Source organism: Pseudoalteromonas sp. MEBiC 03485, from assembly GCF_004195145.1.
Taxonomy (GTDB): Bacteria; Pseudomonadota; Gammaproteobacteria; order Enterobacterales; family Alteromonadaceae; genus Pseudoalteromonas; species Pseudoalteromonas apostichopi.
On the sequence record NZ_SGBT01000001.1, the window covers coordinates 3,284,634 to 3,308,733 of the forward strand.

22 protein-coding genes are annotated in these 24,100 nt (G+C 39.8%); 5 read left to right on the plus strand and 17 right to left on the minus strand.

The window, feature by feature from the left end; all coding sequences use genetic code 11:
* Positions 1 to 122: 122 nt before the first annotated feature.
* The 14 genes from EVU92_RS15185 to murJ form a co-directional block, all read right to left on the minus strand.
* The gene (locus EVU92_RS15185) at positions 123 to 3,260 is read right to left on the minus strand and encodes a PilC/PilY family type IV pilus protein (protein WP_233786798.1); all 3,138 of its coding nucleotides are present in this window, start codon (positions 3,258 to 3,260) and stop codon (positions 123 to 125) included.
* Between the two features lie 587 nt (positions 3,261 to 3,847).
* Positions 3,848 to 4,753, minus strand: a complete 906-nt coding sequence (locus EVU92_RS21830; protein ID WP_276319776.1) for a hypothetical protein — start codon at positions 4,751 to 4,753, stop codon at positions 3,848 to 3,850.
* Between the two features lie 89 nt (positions 4,754 to 4,842).
* A complete protein-coding gene (locus tag EVU92_RS21835) occupies positions 4,843 to 6,894 on the minus strand; it encodes a VWA domain-containing protein (protein WP_276319777.1) in 2,052 nt (683 codons plus the stop codon).
* 14 nt (positions 6,895 to 6,908) lie between these two features.
* Entirely contained in the window at positions 6,909 to 7,391 is a 483-nt protein-coding gene (locus tag EVU92_RS15195) for a pilus assembly protein PilX (RefSeq protein ID WP_130051913.1), read from the minus strand.
* A complete protein-coding gene (locus EVU92_RS15200; protein WP_130051914.1) occupies positions 7,379 to 8,374 on the minus strand; it encodes a PilW family protein in 996 nt (331 codons plus the stop codon). Before EVU92_RS15200 ends, EVU92_RS15195 begins: the two co-directional genes overlap by 13 nt.
* Before the next feature lies 1 nt (position 8,375).
* Positions 8,376 to 8,930 carry a type IV pilus modification protein PilV gene (gene pilV / locus EVU92_RS15205; protein WP_130051915.1) on the minus strand — a complete coding sequence of 185 codons (555 nt, stop codon included), beginning with the start codon at positions 8,928 to 8,930 and terminating at the stop codon, positions 8,376 to 8,378.
* 175 nt (positions 8,931 to 9,105) lie between these two features.
* Entirely contained in the window at positions 9,106 to 9,816 is a 711-nt protein-coding gene (locus EVU92_RS15210; RefSeq protein ID WP_275668459.1) for a LytTR family DNA-binding domain-containing protein, read from the minus strand.
* Entirely contained in the window at positions 9,813 to 10,838 is a 1,026-nt protein-coding gene (locus EVU92_RS15215; protein ID WP_130051916.1) for a histidine kinase, read from the minus strand. The genes EVU92_RS15210 and EVU92_RS15215 overlap by 4 nt, the downstream gene beginning before the upstream one ends.
* A gap of 37 nt (positions 10,839 to 10,875) precedes the next feature.
* Positions 10,876 to 11,805: a 4-hydroxy-3-methylbut-2-enyl diphosphate reductase gene (gene ispH / locus EVU92_RS15220; RefSeq protein WP_130051917.1), complete on the minus strand. Its 930-nt coding sequence runs from the start codon at positions 11,803 to 11,805 to the stop codon at positions 10,876 to 10,878.
* The gene (gene fkpB, locus EVU92_RS15225; protein WP_130051918.1) at positions 11,805 to 12,245 is read right to left on the minus strand and encodes an FKBP-type peptidyl-prolyl cis-trans isomerase; all 441 of its coding nucleotides are present in this window, start codon (positions 12,243 to 12,245) and stop codon (positions 11,805 to 11,807) included. The genes ispH and fkpB overlap by 1 nt, the downstream gene beginning before the upstream one ends.
* Entirely contained in the window at positions 12,242 to 12,742 is a 501-nt protein-coding gene (gene lspA, locus EVU92_RS15230; RefSeq protein WP_130051919.1) for a signal peptidase II, read from the minus strand. Before lspA ends, fkpB begins: the two co-directional genes overlap by 4 nt.
* Positions 12,743 to 12,751: 9 nt before the next feature.
* A complete protein-coding gene (gene ileS / locus EVU92_RS15235; protein WP_130051920.1) occupies positions 12,752 to 15,577 on the minus strand; it encodes an isoleucine--tRNA ligase in 2,826 nt (941 codons plus the stop codon).
* Between the two features lie 25 nt (positions 15,578 to 15,602).
* Positions 15,603 to 16,529, minus strand: a complete 927-nt coding sequence (gene ribF, locus EVU92_RS15240; protein WP_130051921.1) for a bifunctional riboflavin kinase/FAD synthetase — start codon at positions 16,527 to 16,529, stop codon at positions 15,603 to 15,605.
* Positions 16,530 to 16,602: 73 nt separating this feature from the next.
* Positions 16,603 to 18,183, minus strand: coding sequence for a murein biosynthesis integral membrane protein MurJ (gene murJ / locus EVU92_RS15245; protein ID WP_276319779.1), 1,581 nt, complete (start codon positions 18,181 to 18,183; stop codon positions 16,603 to 16,605).
* 243 nt (positions 18,184 to 18,426) lie between these two features.
* Here murJ and rpsT point away from each other — a divergent pair, with 243 nt between their 5' ends.
* On the plus strand, positions 18,427 to 18,687 hold the full coding sequence (gene rpsT, locus EVU92_RS15250) for a 30S ribosomal protein S20 (protein WP_054561913.1): 261 nt from the start codon (positions 18,427 to 18,429) through the stop codon (positions 18,685 to 18,687).
* A gap of 100 nt (positions 18,688 to 18,787) precedes the next feature.
* On the opposite strand, the gene EVU92_RS15255 is transcribed toward rpsT, so the two are convergent.
* A complete protein-coding gene (locus EVU92_RS15255) occupies positions 18,788 to 19,171 on the minus strand; it encodes a response regulator (RefSeq protein ID WP_054561914.1) in 384 nt (127 codons plus the stop codon).
* Positions 19,172 to 19,322: 151 nt separating this feature from the next.
* Here EVU92_RS15255 and EVU92_RS15260 point away from each other — a divergent pair, with 151 nt between their 5' ends.
* The 3 genes from EVU92_RS15260 to smrA all read left to right on the plus strand — a co-directional run bounded on the left by EVU92_RS15260 (position 19,323) and on the right by smrA (position 20,842).
* Positions 19,323 to 19,766 carry a hypothetical protein gene (locus EVU92_RS15260; RefSeq protein WP_130051922.1) on the plus strand — a complete coding sequence of 148 codons (444 nt, stop codon included), beginning with the start codon at positions 19,323 to 19,325 and terminating at the stop codon, positions 19,764 to 19,766.
* A gap of 100 nt (positions 19,767 to 19,866) precedes the next feature.
* The gene (locus EVU92_RS15265) at positions 19,867 to 20,112 is read left to right on the plus strand and encodes a hypothetical protein (protein WP_036969134.1); all 246 of its coding nucleotides are present in this window, start codon (positions 19,867 to 19,869) and stop codon (positions 20,110 to 20,112) included.
* A 148-nt stretch (positions 20,113 to 20,260) separates the two neighbouring features.
* Positions 20,261 to 20,842 (plus strand): DNA endonuclease SmrA, encoded by a 582-nt coding sequence (smrA, locus tag EVU92_RS15270; RefSeq protein WP_130051923.1) that lies wholly within the window; start codon positions 20,261 to 20,263, stop codon positions 20,840 to 20,842.
* 223 nt (positions 20,843 to 21,065) lie between these two features.
* Here the strand turns inward: smrA and EVU92_RS21840 are convergent, their stop codons facing one another.
* Together EVU92_RS21840 and EVU92_RS15275 are read right to left on the minus strand one after the other, a co-directional pair.
* Entirely contained in the window at positions 21,066 to 21,200 is a 135-nt protein-coding gene (locus tag EVU92_RS21840) for a hypothetical protein (protein WP_256854724.1), read from the minus strand.
* Between the two features lie 93 nt (positions 21,201 to 21,293).
* Positions 21,294 to 22,214, minus strand: a complete 921-nt coding sequence (locus EVU92_RS15275; RefSeq protein WP_130051924.1) for a glyoxylate/hydroxypyruvate reductase A — start codon at positions 22,212 to 22,214, stop codon at positions 21,294 to 21,296.
* A gap of 123 nt (positions 22,215 to 22,337) precedes the next feature.
* Between EVU92_RS15275 and EVU92_RS15280 the strand changes: the two genes are divergently transcribed.
* The gene (locus EVU92_RS15280) at positions 22,338 to 24,056 is read left to right on the plus strand and encodes a lysophospholipid acyltransferase family protein (protein ID WP_130052313.1); all 1,719 of its coding nucleotides are present in this window, start codon (positions 22,338 to 22,340) and stop codon (positions 24,054 to 24,056) included.
* Positions 24,057 to 24,100: the final 44 nt, after the last annotated feature.

Here is a 24,100-nt window from a genome sequence, read left to right on the forward strand (position 1 = left end):
CTTCGCTTTAAACTTATCATAGGTTTAGAGTCGCGATTATGCAATTAGATAAATACTCAATTCCATCATACAACGCTGCCTAAGTTAGTTTTAAACTGTTAAGCAGAGTCTTTGAACGGGAATTAATTACTGTTATCGTTTATTTCTTGCTTATAAATAAATGTCTGTTGTGTTTTAAATCCAAAGCCAATTGGCACTGCATCACTCACTAATTTGATTTTACCATCTTCAATTGTAAGCCCTGGACCTAAAATTTCTTGAACCTTAAACGGGTTTTGCTCACCTTTAATACCTGGTCCTATAGACAAGAATTGGCTTTGCTCTTTTACCTTTTCACTTGTATTGTCATCGCAGAAACCATCACTATTACCATCGACACAGCTATCGCCTATACCAAAGTAGAGCTGAGGTGTGTCAGGCACATCATTAGAAGTAGTGAATTTTAAGTTATCATATACCTTAGTGCCGTAATGTAAGTGGAAAGCATACAAGCTACCAGAGCCCCCGGTAAGTGAACATTGATTTACTAAATCAGTAGTGGATGCTGGTGAAAAACTTGTAAAGTAAGCAACGCCACCTATTACGGTACTTGCCGCTAGTGACTTTTCACCGGTAGTTGGTAGGTTATAATACCAACCGCTAAATTCACCCAGTTCTACTTCAAGCTCAGTAAATTTATCCAGGTCATCTAGTGCATTACCGAATGGATCTGACCCCACATCCATTAAATCAGCTTGAGTGATAGGCGCTGGTACATCCGTTCCCATAAATGACTGAGTTACCGTATTGATATCGCGTATCATAAAAAGCTGATCATTTGTTGCTGTTGATAACGGTTTTGAGCGATTCCCGCTACCTATTAATACGGCATCAAATGGAGTATCAATACGTGTTGTAATTGATTCACCTTGATAAGTTGTTTTAGATACTTTGCTAAACATGGTCCTGGCAATCATAGGCTTATAGAAAAAACGACGATCTTGGGTAGCTAATGTACTGCCTAAACTAGCTAACTTAAAATGTGTCCATGGCTCTGTTGAATCATTATAATTCTCAGATGGCATATCAATTCGCCAAATATCTCCACCTGTATCTGTTGCGTATAAACGATCAACATAACCATCGTAGTCAGAATCTAAAACCGTTATATCTGAGGCAATACTGTGATTACCTGTAAATCCATTTTCATTTGGCGTTAAGGCCCATATTTTCTTTCCTGTTTCGGCATCAACAATAAAAACGCCTCGTCCTTTACTATCGTTTGTACGAATAACATTATCTTTGTTGGTATCATAACCTGCACCAAATATAAGCACAGGTTTATCTTTGTATCCACTTAAGTTAATGTACGTCACCGTTGGCTTAGACCATGTTTGTGCCAGCTCTGAAAAGTCGCCTGTTCCACCTGTAATAGGCTCATCCCATAATAATTTGGGAGAATCAGGATTAGTAATATCAAGGCCATAATACTTGTTACCACCTCGTCTTAGGCCAAAAAATGCCCAAACACGATCTGAGTCATTAACTATCCCATCATTATTTTTATCATCAAAAAATATTGAAATTGGCCCGTCAACACCATAGACCTTTGTATCTGCTTGATTCTCACGAAGTGGCTTTATAATTTTATATAAGCTTCTAGGGATAAATGCCCAGCTTTCACTTAGTACATCATTTTTATCTTGAAACATATGCAAATAACCTGCATTAGTTCCGATTAAAATACGGATATCATCATTTCCATAATCAATCGTTACAGGTTTTGAATGTAGTGGATCACCAAAGATATCTTTGCGCGAATCAGTTGTTGAACCATCTTTATCTTCATCATCAATATCAAGACCTCTTGACCAATTTATAAGATCCTCAACTTCATTGGCGTCCGCTTCAAAATCGACTGCTGCTTTTGCTATTGTTCCATAATGAAAAACAACTCGGTAACGTGTGAAATTAAGTAATCGGCCATTAACATTGGTGATAACCTTTCTGCCTTGATTAGGAACGCTTGAAGAATTAGAAAGATATAAGTTCACGCCACCTAGCTCTACTGAATTGCCATCAGCATTTTCACCACTTGGTAACCAAAATGTTTTTGCATTTTTATCTATAAGACCATCTTCATTTAGAGCCTGTTTACCATCTTTATCAATAATTTGGTCACCAGACACTTTTAACTTTTTCAAGTTACCACGCCAACGAGCTCCTGTTTTAGGATAAAACATCGCATAATAAATTGATTCTCGGCTGCGTGTTTGATCTACGTTGTTACTCGCTACAGAGGGAGCTGTAAAACTGTCATTGACCTCTCGAATTTGAGTTATGGTATTTTTTAAAGCCTCTGATAATTGATCAGAGGTATTGGCATGAAGGTACTTACCACCTCCAAGGCGAGCGGTTTCAGACAACAAACGTTTACCATTGTCGCTCATTCCAGAGCCAAAACCTATGGTGTAAACCCGACCTGTTTCATGAATTTCGGAAGTATCTGGACGTAGATCAACTTCAACATTGTCAGTTCCATGGATAATTTTTGCAAGCTTGTGCAAATACACACCAGCAATTTTATCGCTATCTGATAGAGAGCTACCGAAATACGACTTGTGTAAACTGCTTATGTTTGAGTCTTGCTCATTATCAGAGCCCGCAGATGGGTCACCATCAGTCATGTAAATTACATTAACTGAGTTATCACAGCGCTTTACTTCATCAGGGTTATCAAAAGGAGAGATATAAGTGTAATTAGTAACTGTTTCATTTTCCCACCAGCACCCCCACCAGTTACACTTCCTGACTCTATTTGTTGTTGATGTTTTACTTTCTACAGAAGTATCGCGAAATAGCTCATTAACTTTCTCGCCATAATATAAACTTTGCCCAGTAATATATAGATACGCTTCCCAGAGAGTTTCAGTTAGCGGTGTCCCTCCATCAGCAGGTAAATTGGCGATCGTCGTTTTCAGCGTTGACATTGGCGAACCAATACCCGCTAGTACATAACCACCGCTAGTACTATTAAAACGCATAAGACCAAAATCAATATCATCATTACCATCTACAAGTTTAGTTATCGCATCTTGTGCAACGCCTAATCGGCTATCGCTGCACAAAATATAGCCACCAGAATAACCGCAACTATTACCTGAGCTGGTTGAAAACGCCATACTACCTGAGGTGTCAAAAACAATGAGTACGCGTGGTTTTTCATCTAAATCAACATTGTGATTAACATACAATTCGATGTCTTCCGCATGGGTCATCATACTGAAAATCACAGCACAATTTAGCAAGAGTTTGCTAATTAATTTTCCTATTTTCATCACAAAACCCAACTCGATGCCAATGTTAAAAAAGAGTGCAGTTCAAGTAGCCAAATGCTTAACTTACTTGCCTGCAATTGTTCATAGTACTAAGTTATTTTTCAAACTTAAAATCTAGTTACTCTTTGATAAAGATATAACTTAATATGTATAATTAAAACTAAAATCTAGATTACATTAATTATAACCAATTATATTGAATTAAAACATAAGTACTGAAATTTGTTTATAGAAAACACCACTTTTTAATACAGACATTCACTACAATAAACATTTAACCATTTGAAAAAGTATTCATTAGCTATAAGTGACATTCAAAGGGTTAGTTAACACCTTAAAAAGCAGTAAAAAATAATCAAAAAACAAAACCCAAACAACCTAAAAGGATTGTTTTCATATTCCAGTAGATATTAATTTATAAAACCAAAGGCCTCACAAAAATATTATAATGGTATTTAACATCCCAAAAAGAGAGAAATAACACCACAAATAAAGGTTATCATCAGCAATCAATTATAAACCATTAATTTTCACTGACTTTGGTCAAACCTTTCTTGTTTATATATATAAGTTTGTTGAACTTCAAATCCAAGCCGATCATTACTGACTAATTTGACTTTACCATTTTCAATATTCAATCCGGGACCCAAAACCCCTTTTGCCACAAATGGCGCTTTTTCACCAATGATTCCAGTTCCAATCAACATGAACTGGCTTTCACCTTTATCATTTTCACCGAAAAATAATTGCGGTGTATCAGGTACATCATTCCCAGTTTCGTACTTAAGTTCATCATATACTTTTGTTCCATAATGCAAGTGAAAAGCATAGAGCCCCCCACTTCCCCCGCTCAGACTACATTGGTCTGTAATATTACTTGTCGAACCCGGTGAAAAACTTGTAAAGTAGGCGACACCACCCACAACAGTACTTGCGGCTAACGATTTCTCTCCTTTTATCGGCAAGTTATAATACCAACCATGAAAACGAGATAACTCAATTTCAAGGTTAACAAAGCCTTTAATATTATCTAGTTGCTTGGCAAATGGATCAGAACTTACATTCATTAAATCAGAGTGAGTAATTGTAGTAGGGACATTATTCCCAGTGAAAGACTTAGTCACAGTATTTATATCCCGGATCATAAATAACTGATCTTTTACCGATGTCAAAGTCGGCTTTGCACGGTTCCCACTGCCTATTAAAACCGCATCAAACGGAGTATCTAAACGTGTTATTGTTGACTTACCATTAACAACAACCTCAGAAACTTTACTGTACACACTTCTTGCAATAGTTGGTTTATAGAAGAAACGCCGATCTGTACTAGCATAAGTACCTCCAAGGCTCGCTAACTTGAAGTGTGTCCAATTATTGGAGTTATCTGTAGCCATATCAATTCGCCAAATATCTCCACCAGTGTCGCTCGCATACAAACGATCTATATAACCATCATAGTCAGAGTCAACAAGAGCAATATCTGAAGCTATACTGTGCTTTCCTTGGAAACCATTTTGCGATGGTGTCAGCGCCCAGATTTTTTTCCTGTCTCTGCATCAACAATATATATTCCCCTTCCTTTAGAGTCTGATGAACGTTGTCTATTATCTTTGTTGGTATCATAGCCCGCACCAAAGATGAGTACAGGACGGTCTTTATAGCCTCGCAAATTTATATAGGCTACTTGTGCTTTAGACCATGTTTGAGCTAGTTCTTGAAAATCACCAGAACCGCCAACAATTGGTCCCCCCCACATTACTTTTGGTGAATCAGGCTTTGTAATATCAAGTCCGTAGTAATTATTACCGCCTCGCCTTAAACCAAAAAATGCCCAAACTCGATCACCTTCACCAACAATACCATCCTTATTTTTATCATCAAAAAATACCGAGATAGGCCCATCGATACCATAAACTTTATTATTTCTCTGGTTATCTCTCAGCGGTTTTATAATTTTATATAGATGTCTAGGAATGAAAGCCCAACTTTCACTTAACACATCGTTCTTATCTTGAAACATATGTAAGTAGCCAGCATTTGTACCTATTAAAATACGAACGTCATCGTTACCATAATCAATAGTGACAGGCCTAGAGTGAAGTGGGTCACCAAAAATATCTTTTCGTGAGTCAGATGTTGAGTAATCATTATTCTCATCATCTACATCGAGACCTCTTGACCAATTAATTAAATCTTCAACTTCTTCTGGTTTTGCTTCAAAAACTGCAGCAGCCTTTGCAATTGTCTTATAGTGATAAACAACACGGTAGCGGGTAAAGTTAAGCATACGCCCACTAAGGTTACTTAAAACTTTGCGTCCACCTTTTGGTAAACTTGAAATACTTGATAAGTAAAGGTTGACCCCACCTAATTCAACAGAATTACCATCAGGGCTCTCTTCATCTGGAAGCCAAAATGTTCTTGCATTCTTAGCAATTAGTCCTTGAGTATTCAATGCAGACTTACCAGTTGCATCAACGATTGAATCACCCGACACTTTCAATTTCTTTAGGTTTCCTCGCCAACGAGCGTTAGTGCTTGGATAGAACATCGTGTAATACAAAGCATCTCTACTACGAGTCTGATCTCTATTATTCGAAGTAATAGCGGGTGCAGTAAAATCTCCACTATCCTCTCTAATGACTGCGAAGGCCTTATCGATTGCTTCAGATAACCCTTTCGCATTATTTGCAAAAAGATATTGGCCGCCACCAAACTCAGCAGTTTTCGTAAGCAGTGCTTCATTGTTATCAGTGATACCACTGCCAAAACCTACGGTATAAATTACCCCTTGGTCATTTACAGATGATGTTTTGGTATACAAATCAACCTTTACATTCTTTGTTCCATGAATAATTTTTGCTAATGCAGCTAAATGGCTATCTGGTTCATAATCATTCACAGGATAAGAAGGCGCTGTTGTACCAAAATAGTTTCGGTAAATATTTTGTATATAAGCATCACGGCTATTATCCCACTGAGGCTCACCATCAGAAATAAGAATAATATTGACTGTATTATCACACCGTTTATTTGGAGAACTAAAAGGCGACACATATTGCTGATCTTTTTCCGCTGTCGTATCTCGCATTGAAGGATCAATTAGTTTCGCAAAATCAACACTTTGCCCGGTTAAATACCGATAAGTTTCCCATAAAGTCTCTGTGACTGGAGTAGATCCCCCAGCTGATATGTTACTAATAATATTTTTTATTGTTTTGTGATCTGTTCCTAACTTTGCTTTTAAATATCCACCTTCATTCGCTGAAAAACGAAATAAACCAAAATCCATATCGGGGTTGGAGTTAATAACTCTTGTAATTACATTTCGGGCTGCATTTATTCGGCTATCTGGACACTCTAATAAAAAGCTAGTGTATGGATCACGACATTGTAAACCAGTTTCTGCTGAACGGAGCATACTTCCTGATGTATCTAACACAAATAATACTCGTGTCTTTTCAGCTAAATCTTTATCGTAATTTACATATAGCTCTGTATCATCAGCATACCCTGGCACGATAAATATTAAGGCAAATATACACATAAAAAAAAGTAAAATAGTACTGGCTTTCATTTTGCTTTCCTTCTCTAACCACCCGTATTTAGGCTTGCCATTTCTTGGGCAACCCCCGTAGTTATTGTCAGAACATGAGTACTTTTCTTGCCATAAGTTATTGTGCTATTAACCTGAATCATGTTGCATGCTACGCCTGAGGTGAAATTATATTTTCGAGGACAAGGTAAATCTAAGGCACCATTATTTAAGTTAGTCATGGTGTTAGTTGTATTGCCAACCCTTCCAATTACAAAGCCCCCCTCAGGTATTTCTGCAGCTTTCATCAGAAAAGCACTATCGCCGCCTTTTGTGGCCTCTGCTGCAATTACTTGCTGAACATTACCAAATAACTCATTTTCAGCGACTTCACGTTCTTGTACTGCGTTTGTTATTTTTATATCAATAGAACTACTATTCATTAAAGTAACAGCAATCCCTGTAACAGCTACCACCATTATCAATGCTACAATTAATACAACGCCTTGTTGCTTTTTTGCTAAGGTTACATGCGCCATAAATTTGCCCCCACATTGTTAAGCCTAATTGTTGTTGTAAAAAGAGCTCGCCTGTAATTGTCATTAAATTTAAGCACCCTACCGCTAGTACCTTCTCCTAACGTGTATGTTTGATTAGTAACCTTTACATTTGCATCAGGCATTAGCGTTCTGGCTAATAAAAACACCTGAACCGTTAAAATTCCTCGGCGATTTTCCCAGTCACTTTCTGTCATATCAGTAATACTTTTATAAGTGTCTACACGACTGTTATTAGTCGTATCCAAGCCAAAAACAAAATGTAAATTCTCAACCCCTTCCATGATGGTTTCTTTTCTCATACCTGCATTTACTGTTAGCCTCATTCGTTTTAGAGCGGGTACTTTGACTGTCTTTTTGTTAAAACTAAACGTTTGCTCTGAAATGTAGTAGACATGGTGCCTGTAACGCCAAATTGTTGCATTCCCATTTATTGCGCCTGCAGCTATCGGTCCTCGAGAAAAAAGCCCAAACTCTTGCTCAGCAACAAAATAAAAGTTTCTGTTATTAGTACTGTTAGGTTGGATTTGTAGTCCTTCTAAAAACTTAACCTGTAAAATATCGGAGTTTTGATTAGCATCGTTAATACAGCCTAAAGCATTGGCTGAACTTGCTTCTATTGCATAAACCGAGCGAAAGTTTGTATTTGCATTAGCATCTGGAAAGCTTGCATTGTTCAAGCCTGCTGAACAGTCATTACCTGGGTTATTAACCCGTGTGGTATCAGTGTTATCACTCGAAAACGAGTCTTCATAAAAGGTGCCCCAAAAGCCGATTTGTTCTATATCACGTTGCATTATATTTAATGCTAAACGACCTGTTTCCTGTAACTCACCAATAGCCATTGTATCTTTTGTAGTTACTTTCATACTGATATAAGTAAACATAACTCCACCAAGAACCAGGCCACCTATAAATAAAGCGACCATTACCTCAACCAGTGTAAATCCATTATGTTTCTTCATATCAAGACCTTAAATAGATATAACTATCAAGAACAACCAAACGACGCTTATCATTAGCAGCGCCACATTTGACAGCATTATTTTCTTTGCTAGCTGATAACTCTTGTCTACCTCGCCAACTGATCACAACTTGAATATTGAACTCATTTGCACTCCCTGCAGCGACAGGGGTGCTACTTATACACACTGTTGCGTCATCTAAAGCACCTGTATTTTCACGTGCTTGAATGGCTCGTATCCACTGTTGTTTATCGAATGCTGCGATTTGTTGCGCAGAACATCTAGCGTTAAGACACGGTTGTACTGCACCAGCCGAAGATTCACTGCTAAATTCTCCATTATACAAACCTGCAAAGCCTGAAGAATCATTAGCTCGCATGCGTTGAATAATGTCATTGCCTAACGCAATTGCAGCAGAGCGTTGCAATGCATCGAAGCTTGCTTGCTTAGCTTTTGCTTGGAGGGCCACAGCGCCTAATAAACCAAAACTTAAAATAACAAAGGCAATAAGTACTTCGATTAAAGTAAAACCTTGCTGGTCAGGATGTTTAAACATGATGAAATTACGGATACTTTTACATACCGTAAGAATAAAAGAACACTAATAAATCACAATCTGAATATGGATAAGCGGTCAAAATGCTCGATAAGCGGTATTCCTTCCTCATTGAAGCTAATACCATTGACCCAGAAAGAGCCAAAACTAATAGGAAAGACTAATTAGGTGACTTTTACTTACCCATCGCAGCTTTAACATTTTTAAGCTCTCGACGACTAACAGCTAACGGCTCTTCAAATTGCTTCATAATCACGGTATGACCACCCGTCAACGAGTTATTAAGACTTACAATATGCTGTGAATTCACAAGCGTGTTGCGATGAATTCGCAGTAGCTGTAACGGATAGGTTTGCTCGAGTTGCTTTAAACTCTGTTCAATAAGCGCTTCACCTTTGAAAAATACAACTCGAGTGTATTTTTGTTCAGCGATACAGCATATAACATCGTCCACATTTATCCTTCTCAATACGCCAGCAAGTTGATAACTAATATAGTTATTTTCAGGTGGGCTTACTTGAGTCCGGTTTAATTTACTAAGTTGAGCCATTGCTTTGGTTAATGCTTGCTCAGAAACAGGTTTAACTAAATAACCATCAACAGCGAGCTCAAATGCAGTTAACGCATGCTCGGCATGTGCTGTTAAAAACATAACTGCAGGAGGGATAGAAAACTGCTTTAGCTCTGCTGCTACCTCTAACCCAGTCAGCTTAGGCATATTAATATCAAGCATGACTAAATCAGGTTGCAAGCACTTACAAAGCTCTATCGCTTGTTCACCATTACTTGCTTCACCAACCACAGTATAACCCTCATTAGTAGATAATAAACGTTTGATACGTGCCCTTGCTAAAGGCTCATCATCAGCAATCAATACTTTTATCATGCGCCCCTCTGCTTTGGTATAACTAGCTTCACTCTAAAAATTCCATCACGAATAGTAGTCGTAAGTTGCGCTCTTTGATTATAAAACAGCGCCAAGCGCTGACGAATATTATCAAGCGCCATACCATTACCTGTTCGCGAATGGCTCACTTGTGCTGCGACTGGGTTAGTTATAATGAAGGTATAAGCTTTGTCTGATTGATGCATTTCGACCGAGATATTTCCCAGCTCAGCGGGCTCCACACCATAAAATACGGCATTTTCAATAATTGGTTGAATTGTTAAACAGGGAATATCAATATCTGGCAGCGCCTCAGGTAATTTCCAACTTAAAGCTAGCCGCTCACCGTAGCGCCAACGTTCAAGTGCTACATACTGTTGGCACAAGGTGATTTCGTCAACAAGCTTAATCGCTTTACCGCTTCGCATAGCAGCCTGTGATAGCGCCGCCAGTGCTAAAATTGCCTGCTCTGCGGCGTCAGCATCATAATGTGTAAGCTCAGCGGCCGTATTTAAACTATTAAACAAAAAATGGGGCCGAATTCTTGCTTGCAATGCATCTAGCTCAGCCTGAGCTAACGCTTTAGTTTGCAGCTCTTTTTGATTATGAATATGCAAAAACTGACCAAATAGTGCCGCTACTAAAAACACAATTAGTAGGTTACTGCCAATAAAGTTTGCTCTCGACTCCATAGAAAAAACATCTGAAAATAGAGTCAAAAACAGCCAGCTATAAACGTAAGTTAATCCAAGTAAGGATAAAATTAAAATGGTCAGCTGATGCGTCTGTGATAGCTTTATGAGTATAACTCGACTCAAATAAAGTAAAGATAAACTAGAAAGAAAGATAAGGTGTAAAAAGCAGCTAAATATTGCAAGACGTGACCACACATCACCTAAACTCATTGGCGAGAAAGCGAGTAAAATAGCAATGACTTGGCTGACGATCAGTGTGGCAAGGACACCACGGGATTGAAAAAGAGCCGCAATCAGCAAGCCGTTTGAATTTGGCTGTTTGCTCATGGGCTCCTCTTTTATTGTTGTCTACTAACTGTTTAGATTAGCGTAGCTCAACGGGAACAGCAAATACTATGTTCTCTTCTTCACCTGGATTTTCAACAACTTGATTACCACCTAATTCTTTTAGACGTGCAATTACCTGCTGAACTAAAACTTCTGGTGCAGATGCGCCTGCAGTGACACCGACAGCATTTACATTGTTAAACCAATCAGCTTCAACATTACTCGCATCATCGATTAAATAAGCGGTCGTTCCCATTTTGTCAGCAAGCTCACGTAAACGATTTGAGTTAGAGCTATTTTTAGCCCCCACAACAAGCAGTACATCTACTTTATCTGCCAAGTCACGAACGGCATCTTGACGGTTTTGCGTAGCATAACAAATGTCATCTTTACGCGGACCATCAATCGCCGGAAACTTAGTACGAAGTGCATCAATCACATCTGCCGTATCATCAACAGATAAGGTTGTTTGGCTACAGTAAAACAGATTTTCAGGGTTTTTAACCGTTAAGCTAGCAACATCCTCAGGGGTTTCTACTAAATAAATACCACCCTTTTCGTTGTCATACTGCCCCATTGTACCTTCGACTTCAGGGTGCCCATGGTGACCGATTAACACGCACTCAGTCCCTTTGCGGCTTGCACGTGTTACTTCCATATGTACTTTTGTTACTAGTGGGCAAGTTGCATCAAACACTTTGAGATCACGACGTTTTGCTTCGTTGCGAACAGCTTGCGATACACCATGAGCGCTAAAAATGACAATGCTGTCGTCAGGCACCTGATCTAGCTCTTCAACAAATACTGCACCACGATTTTTAAGTCCATCAACAACATATCGATTATGAACCACTTCATGGCGCACATAGATAGGTTTTTCAAAGATATCAAGTGCACGTTCCACAATACTAATTGCACGATCAACACCGGCACAAAAACCACGTGGATTTGCTAATAAAATATCCATTAACCTGTTACCTCTAAAATATCGACTTCAAAGGTTAAGCGTTGTCCCGCAAGTGGGTGATTAAAATCAATCGTGACAGAGTCACCTTGCACTTCACGAACAAGTCCTGGTAATTCAGTACCATCAGGCTGAGTAAAAGCTATAATATTACCTACTTCAGCAGGGGTCTCTGCACCAAACTTGCTGCGGTCTACATAATAAATGTTATCTGGATTTGGCTGACCAAATGCATCCTCTGGCTCCAACGCAAATGACTTACTGTCACCAGCAGCTAAACCTAGTAAACATTTTTCAAAGTTTTCTGTCAGGCTACCATCACCCATTCGCAATTTTGCAGGTTTATTATGCACCTTAGTTGAATCGGCTGCTGAGCCATCCTCTAATTTAATTGAGAAATGAAAGATCACTTCAGAGTTTTCACCAATTACAGCTTGGCTCATGCTTGTTGCTCCTTAGGACTTTCGCCTGTGAAGGCATCAAATAAAAGTAATGCGGCACCGATGCAAATTGCACAATCGGCAATATTAAAAACAGGAAAGTGCCAATTTTCATAATATACGTGTAAGAAGTCAATAACATAGCCATAAGCGATGCGGTCGTATAAATTGCCAATCGCGCCGGCTAACACTAACGCATAAGCAGAACACAAGACCTTGTTCGTCGCTGGTAAGCGTTTAAGCCACCACACTAATAACACACTGATCGACACAGCAATCAAACTAAAAAACCAGCGCTGCCAACCACCAGAATCACTTAAAAAGCTAAATGCTGCACCATAGTTATGTACATAGGTGAAATTAAAGAACGGCAGAATATCTATCGACTCTTTGTAGGCCATGGTATTAACGACAAGTGTTTTTGTCGCATGGTCTACTACTAAAAGTAGTAGACTCAGCCATAACCAAACCAAGCCACTTTTTCCGGCTAGTTTGCTCACTAACAACTCCTATGCGAACTGACGCTGTTCACCATCGCCGTCAACATTACTTACACAACGGCCACAGATTTCAGGGTGTGCTGGATCAGCACCTACATCATCACAGTAATGCCAACAACGCTCACATTTTTCAGCAGTTGTTGCGGCAACTTTAATGAATAAACCATCAATCTCAGTCGCCTGAGTACCTTCAGGCTGCGCTGTCACTGTTTCAACTGTCACGCCTGAAGTTAATAGTACAAAGCGCAGCTCATCACCTAATGCAGCTAATTTCGAGCTTAGCTCTTCACTAGCGTAGATGCTTACGTTTGCTTGTAGTGTTGCACCAATAACGTCTTCTTTACGAGCAGCTTCTAGCACACGGTTTACTTCATCACGAACATTAAGGATTGTTAACCAATCATCATTGCTGAACTTACCTTGTGAAGAGGCTTGCAAGCCATCGTACCACACTGAAGTGAATACAAACTTGTCACGCTCACCTGGTAATGCTTCCCAAATTTCTTGCGCAGTGAAGCTTAAAATCGGTGCCATCCAACGCGTCATTGCTTCAGCAATGTGGTAAAGCGCAGTTTGACATGAACGACGTGCATGGCTGTCGCTTTTAGCTGTGTATTGACGATCTTTGATTACGTCTAGGTAGAACGAACCAAGCTCACCGGTACAGAAGTTCATTAGCTTTTGTGTTACAAGCAGCATTTGGTATTTGTCGTAAGCCGCTAAGATTTCATCTTGCAGCTCAGCTGCACGACCCACAATCCAACGATCAAGCTCAACCATGTCTTCAATTGCAACTTGATCCGTTTTAGGATCAAAACCATTAAGGTTCGCAAGTAAGTAACGGCTGGTGTTACGGATACGACGGTAACGGTCAGCTGAACGTTTAAAGATTTCATCAGATACAGTCATTTCGGCTGTAAAGTCAGTTGATGCAACCCATAAACGTAAGATGTCAGCACCTAGTTTGTTCATCACGTTTTGTGGCGAAATTACATTGCCTAATGATTTAGACATCTTGCGGCCGTTTTCATCAACTGTGAAACCGTGTGTTAACACTTGCTTATATGGCGCATGACCATTGATAGCAACCGAAGTCATCATTGACGACATGAACCAACCACGGTGTTGATCAGAACCTTCTAAATAAAGATCTGCCGGACTCGTTAAATCTTCACGAGCATCAACCACACATGCGTGAGTCACGCCTGAGTCAAACCATACATCTAGGGTATCTTGTACTTTCATGTATTGCTCAGCGTCATCGCCAAGCAAGGTTGCAGGGTCTAAGTCATACCAAGCTTGAATACCTGATTTCTCAACCAGTTTTGCGGCTTCTTCGATTAGCTCTTGCGTATTTGGGTGAAGCGCACCTGTGTCTTTATCAACAAATAATGCAATTGGCACACCCCATGTACGTTGACGTGAAATACACCAATCAGGACGGCCTTCAACCATGTTTGCAATGCGGCTCTCGCCCCACTCAGGTAACCACTCAGTCTTTTTGATTTCATTTAATGAATCTTGACGAAGGTTAGCTTGATCCATACTTACAAACCACTGTGGCGTAGCACGGAAGATAATTGGTGTTTTATGACGCCAGCAATGTGGATAGCTATGTGTAAGCGCATGGTGGTGTAATAACGCATTGTTTTCAGTTAATACGTCAATTACGCTCGCATTTGCTTTAAATACGTGCTGACCAGCAAACATAGGTGTGTCAGGTAAGTAAACACCGTTTGCACCTACAGGGTTAGCAACTTCTAAACCATAAGCAAGACCTGCCGCGAAATCCTCTTGACCGTGACCAGGCGCAGTATGAACAACACCAGTACCAGAATCAGTCGTTACGTGATCAGCAACAATTACAGGCACTGTGAAGTCATAGAACGGGTGAGCAACCTGTAAATTCTCAAGTGCCGCACCTTTTACATAACCTAGTACATGGTAATGCTTAAAGCCATAACGGTCCATTGCATCTTTTACTAGCTCTGAACCTAAAATTAAACGCTGCTGTGCGCCTTCGTCATCAACTTGAACTAGGGCATATTCAAGCTTTTCGTGAACTGCTACTGCACGGTTAGCTGGTAATGTCCAAGGTGTTGTCGTCCAAATGGCGGTACTAACAGCACCAGTGCCATGATGGCCCTCTGCTAGTTCGAACGCATCAATAACAGCGTCTTGATCAGCAAATTCAAAACGAACATCGATTGCTGGTGACTGTTTATCTTGGTATTCAACTTCCGCTTCAGCGAGTGCTGAACCACAATCTGTACACCAGTGAACAGGCTTAGCACCTTTATGTAAGTGACCATTTTTAATGATGCGACCAAGTACGCGAATTGCGTTCGCTTCAAAGTCAAAGTTCATTGTTAAGTAAGGCTTGTCCCAGTCACCAAATACACCAAGACGTTTAAAGTCTGTTTTTTGACCTTCAACTTGTTTTTTGGCGTATGCGCGACATTTTTCACGAAACTCAGCGGCAGACACTTTCACGCCAGGCTTGCCTACTTTCTTTTCAACCATTAATTCAATAGGTAAACCGTGGCAGTCCCAACCCGGCACATAAGGTGCGTCGAAGTCAGACAAGGTTTTTGACTTAACAATAATATCTTTAAGGATTTTGTTTACCGAGTGGCCTAAATGGATATCACCGTTTGCATACGGAGGGCCGTCATGCAAAATGAAGGTTTTTTTACCTTTTTTAGCGCTGCGAATTTGACCATATAGATCGTCTTCATACCATGTCTTAAGCATCTTTGGTTCACGTTGTGCCAAATTGCCGCGCATTGGAAACGCTGTTTCCGGTAAATTCAAAGTATGTTTGTAGTCGCTCATTAATCCTACTTTCCGTATCGGCTACCTAATTTAAACCAAAACACTGCTTAGCGGCGGTTACATCATCTGCAATCTGCGCCGTCAGTTGTGTTAATGTCTCGAATTTTTTCTCATCGCGAAGCTTCTTGATTAGCTCCACGTGCATGAATTGTCCATAAATGTCTTGCGCAAAGTCGAAGAGATGAACTTCTAACAATGCACGTGTCCCATTAAATGTGGGTTTGTTGCCAATATTTGCAACCCCAAATAATTCTTTATTACCAACTTTTGCTCGCACCGCAAACACCCCATTCACAGGGCATACTTGGCGTTTCAATGCAATATTGGCGGTTCTGAACCCTAATTCACGGCCTTTTGCCCAACCATGAATAACGCGCCCAGAAATTGCGTATCCATGACCTAACATGGTCTTAGCATCTTCTAATTGCCCTGCAGCAAGCGCATGACGAATAAGAGTACTGCTCACCCTATCATTGAGTCTGCGAAAACTTGCAGTACTTTTCACATCCATGTTTAACTCAGCGCCCATAGTTTTCAGTAGCGCAAAATCACCACGGCGACGTTTACCAAAGCAAAAGTCATCGCCCACGGTTAATGCTTTGACACCTAATTTTTCAACCAGTACATGACTAACAAACTGCTCGGCTTCCATATTGGCAAATTGCTGATTGAAACTAATGCAAATCACCCGCTCCACTCCTAATTTAGCAAGTAAGCTGAGCTTATCACGAAGTCGAGTCAAACGCGCTGGTGCATTATCTTTGGCAAAAAACTCTTGTGGCTGAGGCTCAAATAACATCACGGTACTTGGCAACTGATGTTTTTGTGCGTCTTGAAGCAAGCCTTTAATCACTTCAGCATGACCTAAATGCACGCCATCAAAATTACCAATGGTCAACACACAGCCATAGTGCTGCGCGCGAATATTGTGAATACCTCTAATTAACTCCATGCCACCTTTTTGCCTTTATAAGCGAGCCCAAAACATTGATATCGAGCTTGAAACGCCGATTATAATCTTTTTTTTAGTTTGATTCAGTAGTTGCAACACTTTTTATCGTATTTAGTCGCACACCTAAAATGAATAAGGCCGCAAAGTACACAAAAACCGCCAACACTAATAACCCGCTCAACAGCAGCACTTGCTCAGTAAAGTGCCATGTTCTCCACGCAAATTGCTGACCAACAAACCACACCGAAGCAGCCATTAATATACTTGAAAACAAACACTTAAATGTAAAACCTAAACTCATCACTGAAAACTGATAGACCCCTTCTTTACGCAGTTGATGATACAACAAATAAGCATTACAACTGGCCGACATCGCTGTTGCCAACGCTAACCCCAAATAACCGATAAATGGTGCTAGCATAATATTAAACACCATATTCAACACGAGTGTTTTAATGCCTATTTTTACGGGGGTTTTAGTATCTTGGCGAGAGTAAAAGCCGGGTGCTAACACCTTGATCAACATGAAACTAACCAATCCCACAGAATAGGCCATCACACCGTAACTTACCGCTTTCACATGATCAATTTCACCGTCCTGAAACGCGCCATGGTCAAATAAAACCGTAATAATTAGCGGGCTTATCACCATTAAACCAAACATGGCAGGCAAACCTAAAAATATAACAAACCGTACTCCCCAGTCTAAGGTCAGCTGAAAATCTCTAGTACTTTTGGTGCTATGCAACTTTGACAGTGCCGGCAAAATTACCGTTGCGATACCGATACCAAATAAGCCAAGAGGAAACTCAATTAAACGGTCTGAGTAGTAAAGCCAAGCGATAGAGCCTGTCATCAACATTGAGGCAATCATGGTGTCGAGTAACAAATTTATTTGACTGATAGAAACACCAAACAACGCAGGAAGCATTAGTTTTCGGACTTTTTTAACGTTTTCATCTTGCCATCCCCACTTTGGGCGGCTCAGCATGCGTGCACGGTATAAAAATGGCAATTGAAATAGCAACTGCACTAAACCACCGACAAACACGCCGATAGCAAGCGCATATGCCCCTACCGAAAATTTATCATGAAGTAAGATAGCGCAACTAATGATCGATATATTCAACAGCACTGGAGTAAACGCCGCAACAGCAAAACGATTATATACGTTCATTACCGCACCACTAAGGGCAACTAAACTTACAAAAAATAAATACGGGAAAGTCAGTTTTAAAAGCGCACTGGCAAGTACGAACTTTTCAGCATTTTCGCCTCCTTGCCACCAATCGATAAACCAGCCAGTGCCAAATAGGGCTGCTATGACAGGGGAAGCAACGACCCCAAACAAGGTAACAATTAATAAAATAGTTCCTAAAGTGCCAGCAGCTTGAGCAACAAACAGCCTGACTTTGTCATCACCTTGTTGCTCTTTTATTTCAGATAAAACCGGCACAAAGGCTTGTGCAAATGCACCTTCGGCAAACAAACGTCTTAAAAAGTTAGGAATACGATTGGCAAACAAAAATACATCTGCAGCGGCACTGGCGCCAAGCAGGTTCGCTACAACAGCATCTCGCACTAATCCTAAAATACGCGAAATCATTGTCATTGCACTGACAATCATCCCAGAACGAAATAATCCTTTTGCCACCTTAAACCTATTATCAAAAAACCTCTAAGATGGGCGATTATGCCTAAAATATCTTTAAAGCACTAGGCTCGAACCCGACCCTTTGTTACAATGGCGATATTAACTGCTAAAGCGGCAAATTGATGTTCGTTATAAGGAGCAGTTTTTCTTGAGATGTCAAAATTTCGTTGACATTCATGATAAAAACAGGCATATTCCACGGCCTTTAAATTAAGCTTATTTTAAGATTGTTAGGAGCAAACCTTGGCTAACATCAAGTCTGCAAAAAAACGCGCTATTACGAGCGAAAAAAATCGTCAACATAACGCAAGCCGTCGTTCAATGATGCGTACTTACTTCAAAAAAGTAGTTACTGCTATTGAAGCGGGCGACAAAGAAGCTGCACAAGCAGCATTCGCTGTTGCAACACCTATCCTAGACCGTTACGCAACTAAAGGTCTAATCCACAAGAACAAAGCAGCTCGTCATAAGAGCCGTTTAGCAGCTAAAATCAAAGCGCTATAATTTGTTTTTGATGAATATATAAAAAACCGGCTTATGCCGGTTTTTTTTTATTTAGAATTTAACAAAGTAATCGCTCAATTTACCTCATTAAATTAATTAGCTAGACAATTTCCAGCTCAGGGTAAAACTTCTTCAGCATCGCTGCAATTTTCTTAGGTGTAAAAGGTTTAACAACAAATCCTTTAGCCCCCTTTTCGATCGCCTCTTTAACATTTTCTACTGTCGAATGGGCCGAAACCATGACCACATTTGCTTCAGGCGAAATTTCATTGATTTGTGAGATAATCTCTTTACCGTCACCATCAGGTAATTCAATATCTAAAAAGATAATATTGAATTCTTTTTCTTTGCATGCGCTTAAACATTGCGCGGCCGTAGAAGCCTCACGCACATTGTCTATACCTAGGTGCATTAATGTTTGATTTAAAAAACTGCGAACCGTGCCTACGTCGTCCACAATAAGAATTGAAAGCTGCGTATCCATACTATTCCTCTTAAACTATGAAGATAAACACTCATTGCACTCAAGAGTGTAACGCATTTAACCTATAAGTGATTTGAATTTGACTATTATATCAAAAACTTCGTTATAATCTCATTATAGATACCTACATTTAAAAGGCCAGATAAGCTTTATGTCTAATAAAATAAAAAAACAATCTTTGCTTGGTAAAACACCTGAACGAAAAAAACCAACGCAAGCCAAGCGTCAAAGACCGTCAAATCAACAACAAGCTCGCGCACAAGTAGCGCAACAAACAGCCCCTGAAGTAGAACTTAAAAAAAGCAAAACACGTTGGTACGCACTCGCAGCTGTTGTATTAATTCTATTAATTACACCAAAACCGATGTTAATCACTTATGAAAAGCTTGGTATGGTCTCACAAAGTGTATTTTGGCCAGGTGTTTTTGGCTATGGTGCAAACTTATTTGATTCAAGCCTCAGCCCGCGCGCAGACCTAAGCCGCAACACTATATACTTATGCCAAGATAAGCATAAACCAGATACTTGTCAGAAGTATCGTGTAACAGAACAAAGCGGTTTTATTGCAGCAATGAAAAAGCTATTAATAGATTAAAAAATCTAATCCGAAAATTAAAAATTACTTGGTTGAAAGCTGTGTAAAAGATCACCATAATGGCGCTCCTTTTTCAACACAGACACGATCAGATACGACCATGCTAAACGAGCTAGATTGGCTTTTAAACTTTACATTACTTGCACTAGGGCTAGGTGCATTTTTTATTAACCAGCTCACATTACTGCGTTTTGCGGCAATTAGCGCGTGTAGTTTATTATTTTTATCGTTTAGTTTAGATCTGATGTCATCAAGCGTTATCTCGAATATGAGCTTGGTGTTGATCAACACATTTTATTTATTCAAGGTCTACACATTTGGCCAATTGAATATCAATCAAGGTTAATCTTCTCCTAAGATAAATTGATAGAATAGGCTATCCCATCTATCATCTTTTATGCCCAAACAGCCTTCTGTTTGGGCTTTTTTTTACTTACAAAATAATTGAACTGAGATACCATAAACGGCGTATATAAATAATTTGGAGGTACCTTATGTCATTAAACGACTTCGACTTATTTCTCTCATCAATGGAAGACGTCAAACCTCTTGAACATGACACAGTTCAATTTGATTCCAAAAAGCAAGGTCCTTCGTTAGCACAACAAGAAAAACGTAAAGCCGCAGAGTGTGATTTAGCAATTGATGAAAATTATTTACGTAGTGAATACGTCGAGCTGTTAGATCCGCATAGCATATTGGCATTTAAGAAAGATGGCGTTCAAGGGCAAGTATATAAAAATCTTCGCTTAGCAAAATATCAACTTGACGCTACCCTTGATTTACATGGTCAGCCCTTGCAACGAGCTCGCAGCACACTATTTAACTTTATTGATGACTGCCATAAAAGAAATATTCGGGTTGTACTAATTCGCCATGGCATTGGCATTAAAAATAAATCACAGCCGGGTATTTTAAAGAGTTACACCAACAAGTGGCTGCAAGAAATTCCAGCCGTTTTAGCGTTTCATAGTGCTCTTAAACATCATGGTGGTAGCGGTGCAACGTATGTAATGATTAAAAAGTCAGACGAGAAAAAACACGAGAACAGAGAAATACATTCAAAAAGAAGTTAGTTGAATAAGCGATTGAAGTGCAGCATTTATACCAATACGCTTAATTTAGTAGTCTATTTTGAGGCAACATAGCCTCGTTGATAACAAGGCAAAAAATTAGTTATTTAGTTGTTCTAAATGAAAAATTTTAACCTAGTTAGCGACAGGTTTAATCCCTCAAAAAGATTAAGTATTATTACGGATTGGTATTATACATGCTGCACTAGCTGACAATGATTTGTAGTTATGATTGGCTAATATCAATGGCCTGAGCTGGTTGCTCAGATGCATTAGCTTGATTAAACCATGCTGACACACCTAGAACGATAACTGACACTACGACTAGGCTAAATTTAGCCCCACCTTGATTAGATTTCATAACGCCTCTTTTTATTGTTTTTTTATTGAGCAACAACAGAATAGCAAAGTTACAGATGTTAACAAGGTGTTTATTAAACTAATTTGTAATGCGTCAATAACCTTTTGTTCTATCAACCTGATTTATTAGATTTTTACCCTCAATTAATCTTTTAACATTACCCGCAATTTGCAAAGTGACTGACTCTAAATCTGATAATGCAGCGCAATGAGGCGTTAAGGTTATCTTTTCATGAGACCAAAATGGATGTGTTTTAGGTAAGGGCTCTTCACTAAATACATCAAGCGTTGCACCTCGTAATTGCTCACTATCAAGTGCCCTCAGTAAATCTTCATCAACCACATGTTTGCCTCTGGCAACATTAATTAGCACTGCATGGGTTTGCAGTTTACTAAGAAGTGATTTATTGATAATGCCCTGAGTGTGTTGATTAAGTGGAAGTAAGCAAACGAGAAAATCAATTTGACCAAGCATTTCATACAAACCCTGCTGCGTGTAATACGTATTCACCTCAGAATCATGTTTTTCACTATTAGACCAAGCACTTACTTGAAAACCGTTGCGAAGTAAACGCTTAGCGCAGGCTTTACCTAGTTCGCCATAACCCAAGATACCCACATGTTGATGTGAATACGCTCGCTTTGGCTTCCAAGTGCTGGCTGATTGTTTTAAATAATATTCTTTAAGCCTAAGCTTGTGTGCTAACACATGAGTCAACACATACTCTGCCATGTCATTTGCAAGGTTATGAGCAACAATTCTAACAACGGGAACATGCGCTGCTATCTTCGTTAAGTCGATGCTATCAACGCCTGCACCGAATGAAGAAACCGCTTTTAAATTTACCAGCTTAGGCCATAAATCAGCAGGGGCATTCCAAGCCAGTACAAACTCAACTGCTTCGTAGTCAGTACACTCAGACCAAAGCTGCACGTCAACCTCTGGTAATAACGCTTGTAATCGGGCAATTAATTGGCTGCAATCTCGGCCAGTTACAGCTACAAGTAAAATCATTGTCTTCTCCATTTTGCCTCGTACTCGAAGCGCTCTTTAAAAAGTCACACAACTGCAACCTAACTGTCACAGCGAACTCTTACCCTAACCTCATCGCTGAATGCGTTTATGTTTGAGGTTTGTATGATCAGTGTTGATAAAGTAATAGAAGCAAATTTACCACAGTTAGAAAATTCACCAAAAGTAAAAGGCTTAGTAAAGAAAGGTCTGGGTTATTTATTACATGAGCAAGAGTTTGTTGCCTTTGGTGATGCATACCCACACTTACAAGGACTAGAGTTTGTAGAGCAAGTACTTGATGAGCTGGACTTTGACACGCGCTACAAGCCTAAGCAAATGGAACATATTCCGAGTGAGGGTAATGTCGTCATTGTGGCTAACCACCCTATTGGTTCACTCGATGCATTAGCGCTGATAAAAGTATTATCAAGTGTGCGCCCTGACTTAAAAGTCGTTGCAAACCGCATGCTGATGTCAATCACTCCGATGCACTCGTTACTCCTTCCCGTTGACAACCTCTCTGGTACAAGCAAAAAGAAAGAGCTTGCTAATATCCAACAGCATTTAAAATCAGACGGTGCGTTATTAATCTTTCCTGCCGGTGAAGTTTCAAGGTTAAGTCCAACCGGAATAAAAGACTGTAAATGGAACTCTGGCTTTTTAAGGATGGCAAAAAAAGCCAACGCACCTATTTTGCCAATTTATATCAAAGCGAAAAACAGCCCGCTATTTTATGGTACTTCAATGATCTACAAACCCTTAGCCAGTTTGTTATTAGTCAAAGAGATGTTCAAACAGCGACAAAAATCATTAGAGTTTGAAATTGGCGCGTCCATCCCACCTGAGTCATATTTAATCGAGAATTTAAAAGACAAAGAAATAGCTCAGCTGATAAGAAAGCAGTTGTATCGACTTATCACAAAAAAACCTCTGCCGTTAAAAACGCAAACCCCTATTGCCAGTCCAGAAGCAACGAAAGACCTTAAAAAAGCCATTGAAGAATGTGAGTTATTAGGTGAAACCTCTGATGGTATGAAAATTTACTTATATCAATACTGTGGTAGCTCACCGATTTTCCGTGAACTGGGGCGACTGCGTGAAATTGCGTTTCGGGCAGTCGGTGAAGGCAGTGGCAAACGCCGAGATATAGATAAATACGACATGGATTATCAACACCTTGTACTGTGGGATGCTAAGCAACTTGAACTAGTCGGCGCATACCGACTTGCCTGCGCACAAGACATTATAGAAAAACATGGCCGTAAAGGTTTATATACCGATAGCCTATTTAGCTACAGCAATGATATGACGCCGTATTTTGAAAAGGGCATTGAGCTTGGTCGCAGCTTTGTGCAACCCAAGTACTGGGGCAGAAAGAGCTTAGATTATTTATGGTTCGGCATTGGCGCATTTGTGAACCGCTACCCGCAATACCGCTATTTGTTTGGCGCAGTTAGCGTATCTAACGCACTCCCCGAGCAAGCTAAATCACTACTCGTTCATTATTACCAGCATTATTATGGTGCTAAACAAGTGTTAGCTATCCCCAATAATGAATATCGCCATACCGAATCACAAAAAGAACAATGTGCTCAGCTATTTGCTGGGGATGATATTAAAGAAGACTTTGTTGAACTTAAGCATGTACTTGCCAATATCGGCGCGCAAGTCCCAACTCTATTTAAACAATACACAGAGCTTTGCGAACCTGGTGGCGTACAATTTTTAAGTTTTAGCATCGACCCTGAGTTTAATAACTGTATTGATGGTTTAGTGCTTGTCGACTTAGATAAAGTGAAAGCGAGTAAAGCCAAACGATACTTAGGGCAGACACGCGAATAGTCGTTATAAAATAGCTAAAAGAAAAAGTCGGCACGCTCGCCGGC

What these genes read in the sequence shown, in the direction of transcription:
- EVU92_RS21840 (WP_256854724.1), bottom strand. Translation starts at nt 21,200, where the DNA reads ATGAAATCTAATCAAGGTGGGGCTAAATTTAGCCTAGTCGTAGTGTCA.
- EVU92_RS21835 (WP_276319777.1), bottom strand. Translation starts at nt 6,894, where the DNA reads ATGAAAGCCAGTACTATTTTACTTTTTTTTATGTGTATATTTGCCTTA.
- EVU92_RS15265 (WP_036969134.1), top strand. Translation starts at nt 19,867, where the DNA reads ATGCTAAACGAGCTAGATTGGCTTTTAAACTTTACATTACTTGCACTA.
- pilV (WP_130051915.1), bottom strand. Translation starts at nt 8,930, where the DNA reads ATGTTTAAACATCCTGACCAGCAAGGTTTTACTTTAATCGAAGTACTT.
- smrA (WP_130051923.1), top strand. Translation starts at nt 20,261, where the DNA reads ATGTCATTAAACGACTTCGACTTATTTCTCTCATCAATGGAAGACGTC.
- fkpB (WP_130051918.1), bottom strand. Translation starts at nt 12,245, where the DNA reads ATGAGCCAAGCTGTAATTGGTGAAAACTCTGAAGTGATCTTTCATTTC.
- EVU92_RS15200 (WP_130051914.1), bottom strand. Translation starts at nt 8,374, where the DNA reads ATGAAGAAACATAATGGATTTACACTGGTTGAGGTAATGGTCGCTTTA.
- EVU92_RS15275 (WP_130051924.1), bottom strand. Translation starts at nt 22,214, where the DNA reads ATGATTTTACTTGTAGCTGTAACTGGCCGAGATTGCAGCCAATTAATT.
- EVU92_RS15280 (WP_130052313.1), top strand. Translation starts at nt 22,338, where the DNA reads ATGATCAGTGTTGATAAAGTAATAGAAGCAAATTTACCACAGTTAGAA.
- EVU92_RS15260 (WP_130051922.1), top strand. Translation starts at nt 19,323, where the DNA reads ATGTCTAATAAAATAAAAAAACAATCTTTGCTTGGTAAAACACCTGAA.
- EVU92_RS15215 (WP_130051916.1), bottom strand. Translation starts at nt 10,838, where the DNA reads ATGAGCAAACAGCCAAATTCAAACGGCTTGCTGATTGCGGCTCTTTTT.
- EVU92_RS15195 (WP_130051913.1), bottom strand. Translation starts at nt 7,391, where the DNA reads ATGGCGCATGTAACCTTAGCAAAAAAGCAACAAGGCGTTGTATTAATT.
- EVU92_RS15210 (WP_275668459.1), bottom strand. Translation starts at nt 9,816, where the DNA reads ATGATAAAAGTATTGATTGCTGATGATGAGCCTTTAGCAAGGGCACGT.
- EVU92_RS15255 (WP_054561914.1), bottom strand. Translation starts at nt 19,171, where the DNA reads ATGGATACGCAGCTTTCAATTCTTATTGTGGACGACGTAGGCACGGTT.
- ribF (WP_130051921.1), bottom strand. Translation starts at nt 16,529, where the DNA reads ATGGAGTTAATTAGAGGTATTCACAATATTCGCGCGCAGCACTATGGC.
- EVU92_RS15185 (WP_233786798.1), bottom strand. Translation starts at nt 3,260, where the DNA reads ATGATGACCCATGCGGAAGACATCGAATTGTATGTTAATCACAATGTT.
- ispH (WP_130051917.1), bottom strand. Translation starts at nt 11,805, where the DNA reads ATGGATATTTTATTAGCAAATCCACGTGGTTTTTGTGCCGGTGTTGAT.
- ileS (WP_130051920.1), bottom strand. Translation starts at nt 15,577, where the DNA reads ATGAGCGACTACAAACATACTTTGAATTTACCGGAAACAGCGTTTCCA.